At 68.6% G+C, this 18,108-nt stretch carries 17 protein-coding genes; 9 read left to right on the top strand and 8 right to left on the bottom strand.

All coding sequences use genetic code 11. The features are described from left to right. Positions 1-130 precede the first annotated feature (130 nt). On the bottom strand, positions 131-763 hold the full coding sequence (locus CRP45_RS01390) for a VOC family protein (RefSeq protein ID WP_097243451.1): 633 nt from the start codon (positions 761-763) through the stop codon (positions 131-133). Positions 764-924: 161 nt separating this feature from the next. Next, complete coding sequence (locus CRP45_RS01385) at positions 925-1,800, bottom strand: MerR family transcriptional regulator (RefSeq protein ID WP_245909812.1); 876 nt, start codon at positions 1,798-1,800, stop codon at positions 925-927. Here CRP45_RS01385 and CRP45_RS34360 point away from each other — a divergent pair. Next, positions 1,735-2,253 carry a maleylpyruvate isomerase family mycothiol-dependent enzyme gene (locus tag CRP45_RS34360; RefSeq protein ID WP_245909811.1) on the top strand — a complete coding sequence of 173 codons (519 nt, stop codon included), beginning with the start codon at positions 1,735-1,737 and terminating at the stop codon, positions 2,251-2,253. The two genes, CRP45_RS01385 and CRP45_RS34360, sit on opposite strands and share 66 nt — an antisense overlap. 96 nt (positions 2,254-2,349) lie before the next feature. Here the strand turns inward: CRP45_RS34360 and CRP45_RS01375 are convergent, their stop codons facing one another. Beyond that, positions 2,350-2,607 carry a three-helix bundle dimerization domain-containing protein gene (locus CRP45_RS01375; protein ID WP_097243449.1) on the bottom strand — a complete coding sequence of 86 codons (258 nt, stop codon included), beginning with the start codon at positions 2,605-2,607 and terminating at the stop codon, positions 2,350-2,352. 152 nt (positions 2,608-2,759) lie between these two features. Here CRP45_RS01375 and CRP45_RS01370 point away from each other — a divergent pair, with 152 nt between their 5' ends. From CRP45_RS01370 to CRP45_RS01345, 6 genes are all read left to right on the top strand, one after another. After that, the gene (locus CRP45_RS01370) at positions 2,760-3,236 is read left to right on the top strand and encodes a nuclear transport factor 2 family protein (RefSeq protein WP_097243448.1); all 477 of its coding nucleotides are present in this window, start codon (positions 2,760-2,762) and stop codon (positions 3,234-3,236) included. Between the two features lie 116 nt (positions 3,237-3,352). Beyond that, positions 3,353-4,444: a YncE family protein gene (locus CRP45_RS01365; protein WP_067778674.1), complete on the top strand. Its 1,092-nt coding sequence runs from the start codon at positions 3,353-3,355 to the stop codon at positions 4,442-4,444. 62 nt (positions 4,445-4,506) lie between these two features. Next, positions 4,507-7,590 carry an ATP-binding protein gene (locus CRP45_RS01360; protein ID WP_097243447.1) on the top strand — a complete coding sequence of 1,028 codons (3,084 nt, stop codon included), beginning with the start codon at positions 4,507-4,509 and terminating at the stop codon, positions 7,588-7,590. A gap of 57 nt (positions 7,591-7,647) precedes the next feature. Then, entirely contained in the window at positions 7,648-8,283 is a 636-nt protein-coding gene (locus CRP45_RS01355) for an MBL fold metallo-hydrolase (protein ID WP_097243446.1), read from the top strand. Positions 8,284-8,457: 174 nt separating this feature from the next. Beyond that, positions 8,458-9,504, top strand: coding sequence for an aminotransferase class V-fold PLP-dependent enzyme (locus CRP45_RS01350; protein ID WP_097244486.1), 1,047 nt, complete (start codon positions 8,458-8,460; stop codon positions 9,502-9,504). 238 nt (positions 9,505-9,742) lie between these two features. Beyond that, positions 9,743-10,741: an SGNH/GDSL hydrolase family protein gene (locus tag CRP45_RS01345; protein ID WP_097243445.1), complete on the top strand. Its 999-nt coding sequence runs from the start codon at positions 9,743-9,745 to the stop codon at positions 10,739-10,741. 154 nt (positions 10,742-10,895) lie between these two features. Here the strand turns inward: CRP45_RS01345 and CRP45_RS35180 are convergent, their stop codons facing one another. From CRP45_RS35180 to CRP45_RS01320, 5 genes are all read right to left on the bottom strand, one after another. Beyond that, positions 10,896-11,597 carry a VOC family protein gene (locus tag CRP45_RS35180; protein ID WP_425436901.1) on the bottom strand — a complete coding sequence of 234 codons (702 nt, stop codon included), beginning with the start codon at positions 11,595-11,597 and terminating at the stop codon, positions 10,896-10,898. After that, on the bottom strand, positions 11,551-12,168 hold the full coding sequence (locus tag CRP45_RS01335) for a 2'-5' RNA ligase family protein (protein WP_143861298.1): 618 nt from the start codon (positions 12,166-12,168) through the stop codon (positions 11,551-11,553). Before CRP45_RS01335 ends, CRP45_RS35180 begins: the two co-directional genes overlap by 47 nt. Further along, positions 12,149-13,507: an NsdA family TPR-like regulatory protein gene (locus CRP45_RS01330; protein ID WP_143861297.1), complete on the bottom strand. Its 1,359-nt coding sequence runs from the start codon at positions 13,505-13,507 to the stop codon at positions 12,149-12,151. The genes CRP45_RS01335 and CRP45_RS01330 overlap by 20 nt, the downstream gene beginning before the upstream one ends. 736 nt (positions 13,508-14,243) lie before the next feature. Next, positions 14,244-15,314 carry an NAD(P)H-dependent amine dehydrogenase family protein gene (locus CRP45_RS01325; RefSeq protein ID WP_097243442.1) on the bottom strand — a complete coding sequence of 357 codons (1,071 nt, stop codon included), beginning with the start codon at positions 15,312-15,314 and terminating at the stop codon, positions 14,244-14,246. A gap of 1 nt (position 15,315) precedes the next feature. Next, positions 15,316-16,107: an SDR family oxidoreductase gene (locus tag CRP45_RS01320; protein WP_067778692.1), complete on the bottom strand. Its 792-nt coding sequence runs from the start codon at positions 16,105-16,107 to the stop codon at positions 15,316-15,318. 87 nt (positions 16,108-16,194) lie between these two features. On the opposite strand from CRP45_RS01320, the gene CRP45_RS01315 reads away from it, so the two are divergent. Together CRP45_RS01315 and CRP45_RS01310 are read left to right on the top strand one after the other, a co-directional pair. After that, complete coding sequence (locus CRP45_RS01315) at positions 16,195-17,085, top strand: helix-turn-helix domain-containing protein (RefSeq protein WP_097243441.1); 891 nt, start codon at positions 16,195-16,197, stop codon at positions 17,083-17,085. 152 nt (positions 17,086-17,237) lie between these two features. Further along, complete coding sequence (locus CRP45_RS01310) at positions 17,238-18,098, top strand: haloalkane dehalogenase (protein ID WP_097243440.1); 861 nt, start codon at positions 17,238-17,240, stop codon at positions 18,096-18,098. The last annotated feature ends 10 nt before the right edge of the window (positions 18,099-18,108 follow it).

Below are 18,108 nucleotides of genomic sequence, written 5' to 3'. Positions count from 1 at the left end.
GCGGCCGCGAACGCCGCATCGATGAGTTCCGCACGCTCGCCGCCGCACACGGCCTGGTCCTCGACACCGTGACCGAGCCGACCGACCAACGCTGCCTTCTCGAATTCCGGCTTCTGGAGTGCCGCACCGCTCAGGCCGGGGTGGCCTCCCATTCGAAGCCGTCCGGGTCGACGAATTCCCCGAGGCCGCTGCCGATGACGAGCCGGTGTGAGCCGGTGCCCTCCGGGGCGACGCCGGCGTCCTTGGCGGCGGCGCGGCGGCCGTAGAGTGCCAGCTTGACCGAGGACGGTGGGGTGTCGAACTCTACGTACTTGCTGCCGAAGCTCTTTCCCACGGTCAGGCCGCGGTCGATGTAGAACTGCTTGGTGGTTTTGACGTTGTCGACGCCGAACAGCACCACGAAATCGTCGATCTCGCGGGTGGCGGGGCCGGTGTCCTTCTTCGCCGACGTGGCGATCTTCCAAATCGCGCCGTCCGGTGCCTGGATGACGCCGCCGTAGCCCCAGAAGCTCTTCTTGGCCGGCTTCAGCGTGGTCGCGCCCGCGTCGAGGGCGGTGCCGATGAGGCTGTCGACGGTACTCGGCTGGGACACGACGAGCGAGAGGATGAAGCCGCGGAAGCCGGTCGTCGACGCCTCCGAGGCGCGGAATCGCACCTTCTCGCCGAGACCGAACGCGGCGTCGTAGAAGGTCGCGGCGGCCGTCGGGTCGGGCACCTCGAGGATGACGGCGTCGATGGTGGTCTGTTCAGTGGTGCTGTTCATGGCGACAACGCTAGTTGCGGCCCGCTGACCAGCGCTTCTCGATTCCTGATCGGTTCGACAGCCCGAGCGGCGTCGGCCAGGCGGACGGCCTGCGCGGCGCCGCGTCACAGACCGCCGGGGTTTGGCCTGTCGTCCCGTCGCGGATCGGCTTCCTTCCGCCGTCAGGGCCCCGGCAACCGCGAACATCCTTCGGTGGACACCGACTGTCGCAGCGCCTCGTACAGCCAATCATGCGCGCGCCCAACGCTTATCGGCGTGCCGGTCAGCGTTTCGGTGAGCGTCCAGTAGCGGGCGATGCGTCGATCGGCGTCGGTCGCGCCGACCAGCAACTGTCGCCGGAAGTCCGGGGTGTCGCGGGCCCTTCGGGCCTCGGCGTGGGCGGCGACGAAGCCGTCGAGTTCGGGACCCGGGCGCGGGCGTTCTCCGGACGGCAGCACCTCGATCACCGCACCACAAGCTTCCCCGACTCCGTCCAGCAGCCCGCGCCGGTCCCGCACCGAACCGGAGCGCCAGATCTGTTGCCGCACCGCGGCATACATCGACCCATCCGCGACGAGCGCGATAATCTCGGCGTAAGCGAGAACCTGCTCCACCGCCGGGTCGGCGGGCGGCGGCGGGATGTCCATCGACACGAGCCCGTCGAACTGCTCCGCCGCCATCGGTGCCAGAATCCCGCGCCAGAAACGCACCAGCGAGTCGTGGGCGGCCCCGCCGTCCGCCGCGCCCGCGAGGATGGCGAGTGTCGCCGCGCGCTCACCGGGAGCCGCCGCCTCGACGGCACGCAAAGACGCACGCCGCCAAGACAGTTCGCGATACGAACGCTCCACAGCGGCCCGCTCCTCGGCCACCGCATCGTCCAAGGACCGGCGTCCGTTCAAGACATCGCCGATGACCACGAGCCCCAACCCGAGCGCCCGCAGCCTGCGGATCGCCGTCACCCGCTCGATCGCCGCACTCGCGTCGAACATCCGATGACCACCGGTGCTGCGCCGCGCCGCCACCAGCCCCTCGTCGCAATAGAACCGGACGGTGCGCACGGAAAGTCCCGTCGCCTCGGCCAATTCGCCGATAGCGACACCGCTATCCGGCTCGCCGATCGATCGACGCCACCGGAACTGCTCGCCCGGCTCCGCGCCACCGTCGATCACCGATACACCGCGGCAGGCACCACCCCCACCGACCGGCTGATGGACCTGTTGGTGCACGGCCAGGACATCGCCGTTCCGCTCGGCCTGTCCCGCGAGATGCCCGTTGCGGCAGCGCGTATCTCGCTCGATCGGGTGTGGACGATGGGCCGGACGTTCCAGGCGGCACGGCGCTTCTCCGGCTACCGCCTCACCGCGACCGACACCGGATGGCAACGCGGCGACGGACCCGAGATCGAAGGACCGGTCTCCGCGCTGCTGCTGCTCGCGACCGGACGCGAAGTGGCGCTCGACCGGCTGACCGGACCCGGTGTCCCCGGCTTGGCCGCTCGGCTACGACAGTGATCCGGGGCGGCCGTCTACAGCGAGGGACCTCGGGCAGGTGACCGGGGTACCCGTAGCGGTCCCCTGGCAGGAAGTGGTTGTGGATGATCAGCGGGTCTACGCCGAGGACTTCTCTTCGGCCAAGGCCAGCAACCATTCCCGCGTGTAACGCTCGGCGAGCAGAGGCAGGAAATTGTCGAAGGCGGCCCCGTCGGCCATGTGGTCGTAGGCGGCTTGCAGGAACTGTTCGATGGCGGCGTCGGGCGCGACGCCTTCGAACTCCTTCTCCAGTCGGGCCGCGGCGGTCTGTAGAGCGTGCCGCTGGTCGAGGGACGGTTCGGCGGGGCGATCGGCGGGCACGGGCGTCTCGGTCACGGCTCCTCCTCGTGACGGGGATGTGCACGGCAGGGGCGCGGATCGGTTCCGCACCCGCATGTCGGTTACCCATTCGGGAAGCGCGGATTCACACGGAAGACGAATGAGAACACGTTCTTGTCCAGCCTGTCGTGTCGTGCCAGGCTGAGCGGATGGATCTCGCCGCCGTCGAAGCCGTGCGCCAGCTGAAGTACCGATACTTCCGGACCTTGGATCTCAAGCTCTGGGCGGAGTTCGCCGACACCCTCGCCGTCGACGCGGTCGGGCGGTACGGCACGCACGCGCTCGGCGAGCCGCTCGTCCTGGACGGCCGTGCGGCGATCACCGACTTCATGCGCCAGAACGTCGGACCCACCGTCCTCACCGTGCACATCGCCAACCATCCCGAGATCAGTGTCGACGGCGACACCGCGACCGGCTCGTGGGCCTTCGAGGACACCGTGATCGCCACCGAGTACGGCGTGTTGATCCGCGGCGCGGGGTATTACTCCGATCGCTACCGTCGCGACGCCGACGGGCAGTGGCGCATCACCGAGACCGGCTACCGACGGATCTACGAGTCGAGCCAGTCGCTCGCCGATACACCGAGTCACCGACTGCTCAGCAACATGTGGGCCGACAAGGCCTGAGTCGCCTCCGAACACGCGGAAACCGGACCAATACGCCCCGGTAGCGCGGCAACCGCTTGCGGCGGCGGCGATTACGCGGAATAGTCCGTTCGGATACTCACCAGAAAGGTCCCACGATGGCAAACCGGTTCCGGCGGCGATCGTCGCGCGCGTTGGCGCTCGCCGCGGTCGCCCTGTCGCTGCTCGCGCCGACCGCCGGGGCCGCCGATACCGGGCCGCTGGCCTACATCCCGGTCGCGGGCGAGGGCGCGGTGGTCGTGGTCGACACCGCGACGGACCGGATCGTCGGCCGAGTCGAAGGAGTCGGACCGCAGGCGTCCGCGGTGACCGCCTCGCGGGACGGTCAGCATCTCTACGTTCAGGCGTTCAATCCCCCGTTCGTCGGCGCCGACGACATAGCTGTCATCGACCGAGCGACCGACCGCGTTACCGCCCGCATCCCGATCAGCGGCACCGACGGCATGACACGACCGATCACCGATCCGGTCCGGGACCTCGTCTACGTCGTCACCGCTCGCCCGTCCATCGACGTGCTGAGCACCACGTCCAACACGCTGGTCCGCTCGATGCCGCTGCCGTCGCTCGCGCTCGCCGCCGCCATCGCACCGGACGGTGAACGCCTCTACGCGGTGTTCGCCGATTCGACCGCGGCCGCGTTCGACCCCGAGAGCGGATTCCAGCTCGGCGAACGCATTCAGATCGACGGCTCGGTGCCCGCGTTCGCCGCGGTCTCCCCCGACGGCCGCAAGCTGTACGCGATGAACGCGCTCGGCGACAACGTGTCGGTGATCGACACGGCGTCCTGGCAGCGGCTCGGCGCCATCGCGCTTCCGGCGGGCAGCGCCCCGGTGTCGGGCGCGTTCAGTCCCGACGGCGATCGGCTGCTGGTGGCCACGCCGGGCGTGAACGCGGTCCAGGTCGTCGACGTGGCGACCGATCGCGTGACGGACAGGGTCCCGGTGGACGCGCCGGTCTCGGTCGGCTTCACCGCCGACGGTGCCAAGCTCTACGTGGGCAGCCTCGGCCCGCAGTCCGCACCGGTCGTCTCGCCCATCGCCGGATTCGATCCGGCCTCGCTGCTCCAGCCCCTCGTGCGGGCGAGCAATCGGCCGAGCTCGGTGATCCCGTTCGACGCGGACGCGCTGCGGCCGAGCGGTTCGCCCATCGCCACCGGCGCGGCTCCCGGCGCGGGCGCCTTCCCGAACTGAGTCCGCCCCGTCCGGCCTGTTCCTGCGGATAGTCTCGTCGGAGACCATCGAGGAGGCGACGGGTGCCCGCAATCCCGCTGATCGGCCGGGACCATCCGGCGGCGCTGCTGCGGGAAACGCTGCGCCGCACGGTGTCCAGTCACGGCGGTTTGGTGCTGGTGTCCGGCGAGGCGGGAATCGGCAAGACCGCGCTCGTCACCGAGGTCGTCGGCGAGTTCGGACCGGACGCGGCGCTGGTGTTCACCGCGACGGCGTGGCAGGGCGACGGCACGCCCGGTTTCTGGCCGTGGGTCCAGGTTCTGCGCGGTCTGCGTCGGGTAGCGACGCCCGGGCAGTGGGCGGCGGTCGACGATGCCGCTGGCAACGCGCTGTCCCACCTGATCGGCGAGTCCCGCGAGGACACACCGGCGAGCGCTTCGCTGTTCCGCATCGGTGACGCGGTGTCCGAGGCGCTGCTCGCCGCCTGTGCCGTGCGACCGGTCTTCGTGGTGATCGATGATCTGCACCGTGCCGATCCCGCCTCGCTCGAAGTTCTCGCGTTCGTCGCGCGGCACTTGTGGTTCGAGCGGCTCGCCCTGGTCTGCACGGTGCGCGACACCGAACTCGCCGCGGACGATCACCCGCTGCGCACGGTGTTCGGCGAGGTGGCGGCCGCCGCGCACACCATCGAGCTGACCGGTTTGGACGCCGAGCAGATCGGCGCGTTGGTCGCCGCGCTCACCGGACAGCGTCCGCCGGAGCGGATCGTCGCCGCGCTGCGTGACCTCACCGGAGGCAATCCGTTCCTGATCGAACAGGCGACACGGCTGTGGGCCGCGGGCAATCCCCTCGACAGCCTCACACCCGGCGTTCGACAGACCCTCGACGCGCGCCTCGCGCCGTTGCCCGCCGCGGCGGTGGACGCGCTGACCACCGCCGCGCTGCTCGGCCGCGAGTTCACCGCCGCGGCCCTCGCCGCGAGCACCGGCCGCGCCGATTCCGCCGATCTGTTGGCGATCGCCGTGCGGGCCCGGCTGGTGACCGACGACGAGGACCGCTACGCCTTCGCCCACGACCTGATCCGCGAGACACTGCTCGCCCGCCTCGATCCGGCCGAGACCAGGGCGCGGCACGCGGCGATACTCGCGGCGCTGGAACGTCTTCCGCGTCCGGTGTCCGGCGCGACGACCGGCGATCTCGCTCATCACGCGCACCGCGCGGGTGACGCGGTCGACCCCGAGCGCACGCTGCGCTACCTGCTCGCGGCGGCACACGACGCCTGCGGACGACTCGCTGCCCGCGAGGTCGCCACCCACTACGCGCACGCGCTCGAACTCGTCCAGGCCGCCGACACCGAGCTGCGCGGCCGTATCGCCCTCGGACTCGCCGCCGCGCACCGTGATGCGGGCGAGCTGGTCGCGGCCCGGCGCACCTACGACAGCCTGCTCGCCACCGCGGACCCCGCACCGGAGCTGTTCGCGCGTGCGGCGCTCGGTAGGCACGAGCTCGGCATGCCCGATCCGGAACGCGAGGCCGAGCACGAAATCGACCTCATGGAGCGCGCGCACGAACTGCTGCTGACCCGACGTCCGCGCACCGATCCCCTCGCGGTGCGGGTGCTGGCCGCTGGCACCCGGGTCCGCGTGCACACCGGCACGGCGCGGCACGACGCCGTCGACCGGGTCAGCGCCGAAACACTCACGCTGGCCCGCGAATCCGGCGACGACACCGCCCTCGCCGATGCACTACTCGCCCGCCACGACGCCATCTGGCAGCCAGGCACCGCGCGCGAACGCCTCGCTCTCGCAGACGAACTCGGCGCTCTCGGCCGCGGAGACGCGGCATTGCAGGCCGGGCTGCTTCGCTTCGCCGCACTGCTCGAGCTGGGCGATCCCCGCGCACACACCGAATTGGCCGATCTCACGGCGCGAGCCGAACGCGCGCGCTCGCCGCGCTATCGTTTCGTCTCGCTGTCGCGCATCGGCGCGTTGGCGATGGTGCGCGGTCGTTTCGCGGAGGCACGCATCGCGATCGACGACGCGTACGCGCTGGGCGCTCAACTCGGCGAGGTCGATGTGGTGCCGCTATGGCTCGAACAACGCTGGACCCTGGCGCTTTTCACCGACGAGCTGGACGAGGCCGAATCACTCGTCGGCCGCTACCGCGAGCTCGCGGGCGACTACACGGCGGTGCCGGAGCTGATCACCGCCGCCCGCCGCGGCGACACCGAGCGGGTGGCGCGCCGGGCCGCCGACATCGAATCGCTGTACCGGGTCTATCCCCGGCATTTTCACGCGGGCGTCTTGGTCGCCCAGGCGCACGCCGCGCTGGTCCTCGACGACGCCGAACTGCGAGACACGGTGTGCGGCAGGCTTGTTTCGTACGAGCACTACTGGGCGGTGGTAGCGGGCGGCGGCGCGGTGTACGGGCCCTACGCCTACTGGCTCGGACGCGTCTGCCAGGCCGCAGGCGACACCCGCGTCGCCGCCGAGCATTTCGAGACCGCCGCCGAGCTCGCACACCGGCTGCGGGCCCAACCGTGGCTGGATGCCGCGCGCGATCAGCTGCGGCTGCTCTCGCACCGGCCGCCTCAGGTCACGCCGGAACCGAAACCCCAGCCGGACAACGCGTTCCGCTTCGACGGCGCGGTCTGGGTGTTGCGGTTCGACGGACGGACCGCGCACCTGCCCGACGCCAAAGGACTGCGCGATCTGCACGTCCTGGTCGGGCATCCCGGACAGGACATCCCGTCCCTCGAGTTGTCCAGCGCACCCGACAAGGGCATCGTGCGGGCGGCGGCCGCGCTCGGTTCCGACCCGGTGCTCGACGATCGGGCCAAGGCGTCGTATCGGCGGCGATTGAGCACCCTGGACGCAGAGATCGACCGCGCCACCGAACTCGGCCACGACGACCGCGCCGCCGAGCTGGATCGCGAGCGCGCGGCCCTGCTCGACGAACTGCGCCGCGCCGCGGGCCTCGCCGGACGCACCCGCAGGCTCGGCGACGACGCCGAGCGGGCGCGCAAGACGGTGTCGGCCTGCATCCGCGATGCGCTGCGCCGCCTCGACGGCGTGCATCCGGAGCTGGCCGAGCACCTGCGCGCCTGCGTCTCGCTCGGCGTGGTCTGCCGCTACCAACCGCAGCGCGAGATCCGCTGGACGTTGTGATCCAGCATCGCTGGATTCGATCCAGCGCCTTACGGGTGAGACCGAAAGGAGCGCACCATGCGCCAGATCGCACCCGAACTGTGGCAGACCGAGACATTGAGCCCGTTCCCCGGCCTGACCACCAACGCCTACCTGTGGACCACGCCCGAGGGCAACGTGCTGTTCTACAACACCACGCTCGCCGCCGAATTCGATCGAATGGCCGAACTCGGCGGCGTGGCACACCAGTACCTCAGCCACCGCGACGAGATCGCGTCCTCGCTGGCCACGGTCCGCGACCGGTTCGGCGCCCGGTTGCACGTGCACAAGGCCGACGCGGGCGAGGTCACCCAGACCGCCGTCGACGACCCGTTCGACAGCAGGCACGTCGCGTTCGCCGGGCTCGAGGTCATCCCCACCCCCGGCCACACCGTCGGCAGCGCCAGCTATCTGGCCACGATTTCCGGCAAGCGGCACCTGTTCACCGGCGACACGCTCGTCCTCGGCGAGAACGGTTGGTGGGCAGGGTATCTGGAGGGACACAGCGACCGCGAGACGCTGCTCGCCAGCCTCGACGTGCTGGCCGAACTCACCCCGGATGTCGTCGTGTCCAGCGCGTTCATGGGGGAATCGGGCGTGACCGAGCTGGGTGATCGGCCGTGGGCCGATTGCGTGGACGAAGCGCGGCGGGCGTTGGTCGGCAACGCGGGGTGATGGCCTCGGCCTCGACACCGGCCTGGGTCCGTGGGCAACGTCGGCGCCGGCCTAAACGGTCATCTGGCGAGGCCGGAGACGCCGGTGCCGGCCTCGGCGGCGAGTCCATATTTGGGTCCACTTTCGGACCGCTGGCGCTGGACGGGTGGTCACCGAGGCCGCATGCTGCAAGGTATGTCGTCCTTAGCGCCCGAGGAATTCCGTTCCGAGACCACCTATCTCAACACCGCCTCGCACGGACTTCCCGCGCAACGGGCGCTGACCGCACTGGCCCAGGTCAACGCGCGCTGGGCTGCGGGAAGGGGCGCGCCGATGGCCGGCGACGCGCTGGTACCCGAACTGCGCGCGAAGTTCGCCCGGCTGCTGGCGGGAGCGCACCCGGACCACATCGCGCTCGGCAGCGGCGTGGCGGGACTCATCGGTCCGGTGGCCGCCGCGCTCGCCCCCGGCGCGGAGGTGCTGCTCGCGGTAGGCGAATTCTCCTCGGTGTCCATGCCTTTCGTGCACCGCGGCGATCTGAGGGTGCGGATGGTTCCGCTGGACGAGCTGGCCGCGCAGGTGCGGCCGGAGACCGCGCTGGTGGCGGTGAGCGTCGTACAGTCCGCCGACGGCCGAATCACCGATCTGACCGAACTGCGCACCGCCACCGCGGCGCACGGGGCCCGGCTACTGGTCGACGCCACCCAGGCTGCCGGTTGGCTCCCGCTGAACTTCGCCGACGCCGACTACTGGGTCTGCGCGACCTTCAAATGGCTGATCGGCGCGCGTAGCGTGGCGTTCTTCGCCGCCGCACCCGAGGCCGCCGCTGGTCTGCGTCCGATCGGCCCGAGCTGGTACGCGGCCGAGGACCGGTGGGCCGAGATCTACGACCCGCGCGCCCTTGCCGCTACCACCCGCCGCTTCGACGCGACCCCCGACTGGTTGGGCGTCGTCGCCGCATCGGCCGGTCTGAGCCTGATCGAGGAGCTGACCGTCGAAAAGATCAACGCGCACAACCTCGATCTGGCCGACCGCTTCCGTGCGGGCCTCATCGAGCTCGGTCACGAGCCGGTGCCCGGGCGGTCGGCGATCGTCGCGGTCCCCGGCGCGGCCGACCTCGCACCGCGGCTGGAGGCGGCGGACGTCATCGCGTCGGCCCGTGCGGGCGCGTTGCGGTTCGCGTTCCATCTCTACAACGACGAAACCGACGTGGACCGTGCACTGAACGCCCTCGTGCCGTGATCGCTCACGGCACACCTGCCCCGGGCGCGGCCGGGGCGAAGGCCGTCTTCACAAAGCTTTCGCACGCTGCACAGAGGTTATAGCTTCTGTGAAGCGTGAGGAACGTCTGTGGAGACGGTTCCGCGGACGGAAGTCTGGATCTCTTTTCGGGCAGTGGTGCACGAATGGCGTGTGCCGGAGGAATTCTGTTTGCCACGCTCCGTAGCGACAGAGTTGGAGGCATGCTTACAGTCTGGGCATGGGCGACATCGGTGCACATCCTGACTCGACGTCGTCGGAACACGTCGGCGCCGGAAAGGAAGTGGTGAATCAGGCTGCGCGGCGGGGCTTTTCGCTCCTGGCAGTGCTGTTCGCTGCCGCGGCAGCGCTCACCGCCGCCACTGGCACAGCGCACGCGCGACCGATCGACGCCGGGGCACGCTATGTCGCACTGGGCGCCTCGTACGCCGCCGGTCCCGGCATACCGCCGGTGCTCGACGAGGGATGTCTGCGCTCGGCCCGCAACTACCCCGGCCAACTCGCCGAAGCGCTCGGCTTGGAGCTTGTCGACGTCACCTGCTCCGGCGCCACAACCGCTGACATCCTGGACAATCCGCAGCGCTTGCCCGGCGGGCAGGTGCTGCCGCCGCAGATCGGCGCGGTCACACCGGACACCGAACTGGTCACGATCACCATCGGCGGCAACGATCTCGGAATGATCGGCGGCATGATCGCACGCAGCTGCGGTCCCGGTCTCGTCGGCGGGATCCCCGTGGTCTCGTTCCTTGCCTCGGAGGCTTGCGCGAGCGTTCTCGGCGATTCCGTTGAGCCCACACCGGCGGATTTCGACCGGGTACGGCTTTCGATCGCCGAGGTCGTGCGCGCCGTGCAGTCGAAGGCGCCGAACGCGACGGTCTTGCTCGTCGAATACCTCCCCGTCGTCGATCGCGACGGAACAGTTTGCGCGAAAGTGCCTCTGTACCAAGCGGATGCGGAATCCGCGCGGCGCACCTACGACGGCCTGATCGCCGCGACTCGGACCGCCGCACACGAAACGGGGGTGGATACCGTAGCGGCCCCGAACGCCGACGCTCACAACGCCTGCGCCGCCACACCGTGGACCTACGGCTTCAACAGCCCACTGGATTCGGACGCACCGAACGTCGGGCTCGTCGCCACCATCGCCAGCTCCTACCACCCGAATGTCGAGGGCATGAGCGTCGTCGCCGACGAAATCGCTCACGCGCTCGACAGCTGATCGCCCGAGTCGAAGGCGCCTGAATCACAGACGAATTCATCGCATTGTGCTCGAACCCGCGCCGTCGGCCACTGCTGTTCCTCGATGCCGACGCGCCGCTGATCCCCTTCGGTGAGTACCCGCGGCGCCGGTCCGCGGAATGTCGGGCTCGCGCCTATCGCGGCTCGAACCCGAAGTGGGGCAACAACTCGCGCGCTACCGTGCGAGCTTGCCGGACCAAGCGACTGCCTGTTCGGCTTCTGCGCATCCTCCGGCGGCCGGAACTTTCTCCCGCCGAACTCTTTCGACATCGTCTCCCCTTCCTGCGACGGCTCACATCCCCGGGACGGTACGGTATCGGTACGCACCCGCGTCGGGTGGACGTGTGACGCCGTCCCGGTGCGGGATCGGGCGGTTCGCTAATCGGTATAGATGGTCGCGCTCGTCGCAGCTGAGGCGCAGGGCGCGGGCGAGCGCGGCGAGCATCTGGTCGGAGGGCTGCGAGCCGGCGCACCTCGGCTTCCACATTGTCGGTCTCGATGTCGATGTGCACTCTCGCCTTCGACACCTTGTCGTCGGGCGTCGCTTGCAGCAGTAATCGAACCTGCGAGTCGGGTAGGCGCAGACACCGGTAGACGCGACGGCTGGCGGGGTTCAGTTTCTCCTCGGTCGCATCGAGGGCGCGACCCCAGAACACAACTGCTCGATCGAGATCCGACACGTCGAGCACTATGTGGCACAGTCGGCTTCGATGACTCACGCGCCCGAAGCGTAATGCAGTCCACCAGCACCCGCGAGCGGGGCGCCCGCCGGCGCGGGGCGCTCTCGAACTACTTACCGAGGGGGATTCGAGTGATCTCTTTCCACCAGTACCCATGTCGGCGGCGTTCGAGTAGGACCATCACGGCTTCAGAGACCGTTACGTCGACCCGGCGGACCATGGTGCTCATCCTGTCGGCTGTCGCGGCTGCCATTGCCGAAAGGTCCTCACCGACTGGGTAAGCCACCGTTACGTGCGGATCGGATGACGAGCCTTTTATCGGTGCTTCCGGAAGGACGGAAATAGTTGCCGAACGCAGCTCGTCACGAAGGCCTCGCACCCGTTCGGCCGGTGACACCTTGAATCCGATTGCGCCACATAAGTTGCCGAGCTGCTCGAACATCATGCTGAAGGGTGGCTGATTCTTGCAGGCACGCCGAGCGGCGGCGGCGATCGAATCCAGTTGCTCCGGTGTGCATTCGTTGATGTACGCGATTCGGTCCAGTGTCAGATGGAGACCGTTCGTGGAAACCGGAGCGAAGTAGGTGGTGTCGATCGCTTGCCGGAGCTCTTCGGTCAGCGAGTGCAGGTCCGAGGCATGCTCGAAAGTGATGAACCAGTAGTAGCCCAGAGGTCCTCGGCGAGGGTCGCGCCTTTCGGGGCCCGCGCTATTCATTCGGCCGATCACCGCTTTTCATACTCGCCAACGCCGCACGAACAGCACGCAGTGGCGACGTGTCTCCCCACCTCGCCGTGGCATCCGCCAGGAACTCAGAGCCCCGGCGTACGACCTGCATCATCGGTCTTCCATTCGACACGTCGAGGGCAGCGAGCATGATCCCTGCAGCGGCATCCAGATCGGCGTTCTCGGCGAGAACATGCGAACGAGCCAAATCGATCATGACGAGGGAACGACCCCACGGCGAGTTCTTCTCGTTCATCTCGGGCAAAGCAAGATCCACATACTGTTCGACCTTGTCCCGCATCGCCAAGGAGAGATACGAAGTGGCCGCGTTTCCCGCCACCTGTGCCGGGCTGTAACTCTCGAGCGAGATGCTGGAGGGAACTCCCTGCGGTGCACTACTTCGCGCCAAGTGTTCGTACGCCTCTTCGACCGCGCGATGCACACCCTCGACATCACCGAGTTTCCCCTTCGCCCGCGCGACCCCATTGATCGCGAGACGGGCATGCTGCGGCCCGGACCCCGCACGAGTCAAGCCGTCTTGTGCGTAGCGCAGCGCTCTATCGTATTGCCCCGCATAATATTCGCAGAAACTCCGCAGGCCGCGTACCCACGCTACGAGGTTGTCGTCCTGCGCGTGCTCGGCCAGTTGGTACGACTCCAGGCAATAGGCGTGTGCGAGCGAAGAGTTTCCCCTTCCCACAGCGACATAGCCCAGCAGTCCCGAGGTTTCGCAAGCGATCTCGAACAGTTGGCCCCGCTGCCTCGGGTGGCCACACTCGTCGATGAGTTGATCGAGCCAGACACGCTGCTTCTCCAGTGCCGGAACAAGCTCGGAGGGGTCAATCGTTTCGAACCCGGCAATGCTCTGTCGCGTGCAGCTGTGCAACTGCTGAATGATCTCGGGATCGATCGACCGGCTCAGTTTGTGGACACGGGCGAGGATGGCGGTCAACTCCGCGCCGACACCCTTCTCGCGGCGAGGTGACTCGCTCGCCCCTTCGCCCATGCGCGACGCGCCCTCGGTCTCGTCAACTCCAGGTGCTTCACGCTCGTGAGATCGCCGACGGGCGGGCGGCTGATGTCGTGTCCGCCAAGCAGCCTCCCCCTCGGCCACGATTTGTTCGAACCGTGCTCGGTCTTCGGGCGTCGCTTTGAGGTCGAGAGTGGTGTCGAGGAGGGCCTGTGTGCTCGAACGCGGCACTACCGAGCCGAGACCAGTCCGCCAGTTGTTGACGGTCGTCGTCTCCAGGCCTAGCAAGGCGGCGAAGTCCCGAACCGAACGCCTCATGGCTTCTTGCAGTGCCACGGCTTCAAAGCCGGTCCACGCCCGCCCTCTGACCATTGCCTTACCTTACGATTTGCCGCCTGACCTGGATGAATGCGTACGTCGGGCCAACAGTACCCGACCATTACGCGGTCGCGCGCGGCAACGACCAACAGGCACCTTTGAACCGGTGCCCGGTACCAAGCAGACGCCGTACCGCTTGGTCGGCGCATCGGCCCCGGTGAGCCGGAGCCGGTGGCGAAAGCCCTTGGTATCGGGCACCTCCACCAATCCATGTTCGTTTCGCAGGGAAGGTGCTCCGCGATGCTCTACGCGACTCCCGCTGCTCCGCCTGCCGCCGTCACTCGGCCTGAAAGCCACCGGGTTCCTGAGCAGCCCTTCACGATCGGCCAGGCCCATGCGGTGATGCGGTTCCATATTGCTTGCCGGGCCAGGAGGTGTCGGCGCAAAGCCGCCGCGCTCCAAACGCTGGTCGCTGCCGGTCGCGTTGTGCCATCAGCCCACAGGCCACGGTGATGGGTTCGCGGTCCCTTGATCCATCCCAACGCATTCGGCGCGTTCACATCCGTTTCGGCCCCCTGACGTTGAACTACCGGGCCAGCGCCGAACAAGCGAGGAGCGTGGCCGACCGGCTGGCACAATACTTTCCGGATCTGGTGGTCACCGTGGACGACGACGCCCGTGACGATCTGCCGCCGCTGCCGTGCGCCGCCCTCTGGGACTGAAGTGGTTGAACATCCACCATCGGCGGGTGGCGCAACTCCGAAACAAGTTGCGCCACCGACGTAGTCGATCAGGACCTGGTCGCGGGGGCGGTGATCAATGGAATGTCCAGTGCGGTCAGGATTCCCGGTGGGGCCGACACCACCGCGGGTACCGCGTTGACGATGCGCATGGCGGTTGCCAGCAGCGTCGCGAAGTTGTGGTCGCCGCGCGGGCTGGAGGTCACCAAATCCATTGTGTAGCTGGGGTCGCCGGTGAGTTCGACGCGGTAGGAACCTTCAGGGTGGGCGGGTTGGGGCCAGTCGGGGCAGAGGTCGGGGCGTAGGCGGGTGACGTGTTCCAGTACCGTGACGACCCTGTCGCCGACCATGCCGCGCACTTCGAAACGCAGTGCGGCGGCGGTGCCTTCGGCGATGTGGCCGGTGGCGATGTCGAACGATTCCGGGGCCGGGACGCGTTCGTAGGTTTCGGTGACCGCGTCGAGCCGCACGCCGATGCCCGCCGCGAGCTGGCGCACGACGCTGCCCCACGCCAGGGAGAGAACCCCGGGCTGCAACAGCATCGGGGTCTCGTCCAGTGGTTTGCCGAAGCCCATGATGTCGACCATGACCGCGCGGTTGTCGTAGCTGGCGTAGTCGACGATCTCCATGCAGCGCAGCTGGTCGATGCGCAGGCAGGTGCCCGCGAGCGCCAGCGGCAGCAGGTCGTTGGCGAAGCCGGGGTCGATGCCGTTCACCCACAGCGACGAATTGCCTTGCGCCGCAGCTTCTTGCACGGGTTTCAGTAATTCTTCAGGCAGCACGCCGTACGGGTACTGGAAAAACACCGGCGCGCACGCGACGACGTTGACGCCCGCCGCGAGCAGCATACGCAGGTCTTCGAGAGCCTCCGGTAGCCGGTTGTCGGTCATCGAGCAGTAGACAACGCAATCGGGCCGAGCGTCCAGGATCGCGGCGGCGTCGTTGGTGGCGGCGACGCCGACGGAACGGTCCAGCCCGGCGAGGATGCCCGCGTCCGCCCCTTCCTTGTCGGGGCCGGAGACCCACACTCCGGTCAGTTCGAGATCGGGGTTGGCGATGACGCCCGCCAACGCGTGGCGGCCGACATTGCCGGTGCCCCATTGCACTACGCGATAAGTCATGTCACAGATCCGGGATCGGGAGGTCGAGGTTGGGGGTGATCAAGCCGCCGTCGGGTTCGAGCACCTTGCCGGTGAGGTACTTGCCCGCCGGGGACACCAGGTAGAGCGCGGCGGCGGCGATGTCCTCCGGCTCACCGATGCGGTGCAGTGGCGTCTTGGTCTCCAGCTGGGCGCGCATCGCGTCGTTCGCCGCGACCACCTCCAGCGCGGAGGTCAGGATCGAGCCCGGCGCGATGGCGTTGACCCGGATGCGGGGGTTCAGATCCAGTGCGGCCAGCCGGGTGTAGTGCGCGAGAGCGGCTTTCGCGGTGCCGTAGGCGGCGAAGGCTCTGCCCGGCAAACGTCCCATGGTCGACGTGATGTTGAGAATCGAACCGCCACCGGCGGTTTCGAGAATGCGCGGCACCGCGGCGCGCACCAGGGCGTGCGCGTTGCCGACGTTGAACGCGAACGCCTCGGCCATCGCCTCGGGCGTGGTGTCCAGCAGCGGGCACGGCAGCGCGCCTCCGACATTGTTGACCACGATGTCGAGGCGACCGAACCGGTCCACCGCCGTGGCGGCCAGGCCCGCGGCCGCGTCGGCGTCGCTCAGGTCGGCGGACACCACGTGCGCCTGCCTGCCGACGGCCGCGATCTGTTCGGCGACCTCGTCCAACTGACTCTTGGTGCGCGCCGCGACGAGCACGTCCGCGCCCGCCTCGGCGAACGCGAGGGCGATCGCCCTGCCCAGGCCGCGTCCGGCGCCGGTGACGACGGCGACCTGCCCGTCGATACGAAACCGATCGAGAATCATCCGCTTCTCCGATCCGGTGTCGAATATTCGACACCCAATGACTTATATTCGTCATCGTAAGTCCACGCCCGGCACAAGGGAAGACCCATGCAGCCCACCGAACTCGACGCCGCTCGCCGTTCGCCCTCTCCACCGACCCGCCGCGTGGTCGAGATCGTGACGTTGCTGGCGACCGCGACCGAGCCGCTGCCGGTCGCGACCATCGCCGAACGCCTCGGCATCGCCAGGGCAACGGCCACCGCCGTACTCGCCGAACTCGACGCCGCGGGATGGGCGGTGCGCGTCCCGGAGCGCGGCTACCGCATCGGACCCGCGCTCGTCGCGATCACGGCGGCCCGGCTGCCGCGCGGCGTCGGCGATCTGCTCACCGAGTTGACCGCGAAGACCGGCTGCGGCGCGACGCTGAGCCGCATCGAACCCGACCACCTCACCGTCCTCGATGTCCGGCACGGTCCGAGCCGCACAGTGCCCGGAATCCCTGTCGGCCATCGCATTCCGCTCCAGTTCCCCGCCGGTGCGGCTGTCATGCCTTGGCGTTCGGCGGCCGAGCAGAACACCTGGCTGGCCACCACCGCCGAGCCCGACCGCCGCACCGCGAGCGCCTTGCTCACCCTGGTGCGCGAGCGCGGCGTCGCACTGTTCCGGCCGCGCGCCGACGACGCCGGGCTGGTCGACCTGCTCGCCGATCTGCTCGCGGCGGCGGGAAGCGAACTGCTGCAACCGAATCTGCGCGCGCGAGCGCTGCGCCAGCTCGCCGCCCTCACCGCGCGCCCGTTCACCAGAAGCGAGCTGGACTCGGTCGCCGATCTACCGCTGAGCTACCTCGCCGCCCCGGTGTTCGACGCGAACGGATCGGCCTCCTTCGAAGTGCAGCTCGGCCCGCTGCGGACCAGCACGACCAAACCGGAACGCGACGACTACATCGCCGCGACACTGGCCACAGCCCGAGCGTTGACGGCGGCCATCGCAGCGCAGTGACCAGCTCGAGTCCCCAGCGACTCGGAGACCATGCGGCAGCAAGGCGGCGAGGTAGCCCGGATCTCGGAGAGGGACCGCGCACGCACGCGACTACATCTGTAGTCTCACCATCGAGACTACAGATGTAGTCGAGCATCCGAAGGAGGGGCACGATGCTGATCGACTTCGTTCCCGATGGGAACCTGTACCCATTCGAGTCGCGCTGGTTCGACTCGTCCGTCGGCCGGGTTCACTACATAGACGAGGGAACCGGACCCACGATCCTGTTCTGTCACGGCGCTCCGATGTGGAGCTTCCTCTACCGCCACATCGTGAAGGACCTGCGCGACCGGTACCGGTGTGTCGCCATCGACAACCTGGGCTTCGGATTGTCCGAGCGCCCTGCGGGTTTCGGCTACACGATCGCCGAGCACACCGCGGTCCTCGGTGAGCTGATCGATCACCTGCGGCTCGACGGCATCGTTGTGATGGGACAGGACTGGGGCGGCCCCATCGGTCTGGGCGCGGCCACTTCGCGCGCCGATCGGGTGCGCGGGATCGTGCTGGGCAACACCGTGTTCTGGCCGATCGAAGCGCTGGCGAATCGGGCGTTCAGCGTGATCATGGGCAGCCGTCCGATGCAGCGGCGGATACTCGAACAGAATTTCCTCGTCGAACGCGTCCTGCTCGCGGAACTGGGTCGCAAGCTCACCGCGGCCGAGGCCGACCACTACCGCGCGGTGCAACCCACCGCGGCGGCGCGGCGCGGACTCGCACTGACGCCCAAGGAAATTCGTGCCGCACGCCCGCTGTTGGACCAACTCGCCCGCGACGTGCCCGCCATGCTCGGCGACAAGCCCGCCCTGCTGGTTTGGGGAATGCGGGACATGGTGTTCCGTCCGAACGCCTGTATCCCCCGAATGCGTTCCGCCTTCACCGATCTCGACATAGTCGAGCTGCCACGTGCGCGGCACTTCATTCAAGAACACGAACCGGACGCGATCGCGGCGGCGATCGCGAAGCGGTTCCCGTGAGTACGCGCGA

Origin of the sequence: Nocardia amikacinitolerans (assembly GCF_900215415.1) — a bacterium.
In the GTDB taxonomy this organism is placed as follows: domain Bacteria; phylum Actinomycetota; class Actinomycetes; order Mycobacteriales; family Mycobacteriaceae; genus Nocardia; species Nocardia amikacinitolerans.
The sequence above is the reverse complement of the archived record's forward strand: the minus strand, read 5'-3'. Positions and strand labels throughout refer to the sequence as shown.

Bases quoted from the DNA above. Each gene is read 5' to 3' on its own strand.
- CRP45_RS01325 (WP_097243442.1), bottom strand. From the start codon at position 15,314: ATGACTTATCGCGTAGTGCAATGGGGCACCGGCAATGTCGGCCGCCAC.
- CRP45_RS01315 (WP_097243441.1), top strand. From the start codon at position 16,195: ATGCAGCCCACCGAACTCGACGCCGCTCGCCGTTCGCCCTCTCCACCG.
- CRP45_RS01330 (WP_143861297.1), bottom strand. From the start codon at position 13,507: ATGGTCAGAGGGCGGGCGTGGACCGGCTTTGAAGCCGTGGCACTGCAA.
- CRP45_RS01390 (WP_097243451.1), bottom strand. From the start codon at position 763: ATGAACAGCACCACTGAACAGACCACCATCGACGCCGTCATCCTCGAG.
- CRP45_RS01350 (WP_097244486.1), top strand. From the start codon at position 8,458: ATGTCGTCCTTAGCGCCCGAGGAATTCCGTTCCGAGACCACCTATCTC.
- CRP45_RS01370 (WP_097243448.1), top strand. From the start codon at position 2,760: ATGGATCTCGCCGCCGTCGAAGCCGTGCGCCAGCTGAAGTACCGATAC.
- CRP45_RS01345 (WP_097243445.1), top strand. From the start codon at position 9,743: ATGGGCGACATCGGTGCACATCCTGACTCGACGTCGTCGGAACACGTC.
- CRP45_RS01355 (WP_097243446.1), top strand. From the start codon at position 7,648: ATGCGCCAGATCGCACCCGAACTGTGGCAGACCGAGACATTGAGCCCG.
- CRP45_RS01310 (WP_097243440.1), top strand. From the start codon at position 17,238: ATGCTGATCGACTTCGTTCCCGATGGGAACCTGTACCCATTCGAGTCG.
- CRP45_RS01365 (WP_067778674.1), top strand. From the start codon at position 3,353: ATGGCAAACCGGTTCCGGCGGCGATCGTCGCGCGCGTTGGCGCTCGCC.
- CRP45_RS35180 (WP_425436901.1), bottom strand. From the start codon at position 11,597: ATGGGTACTGGTGGAAAGAGATCACTCGAATCCCCCTCGGTAAGTAGT.
- CRP45_RS34360 (WP_245909811.1), top strand. From the start codon at position 1,735: ATGACCACCGGTGCTGCGCCGCGCCGCCACCAGCCCCTCGTCGCAATA.
- CRP45_RS01320 (WP_067778692.1), bottom strand. From the start codon at position 16,107: ATGATTCTCGATCGGTTTCGTATCGACGGGCAGGTCGCCGTCGTCACC.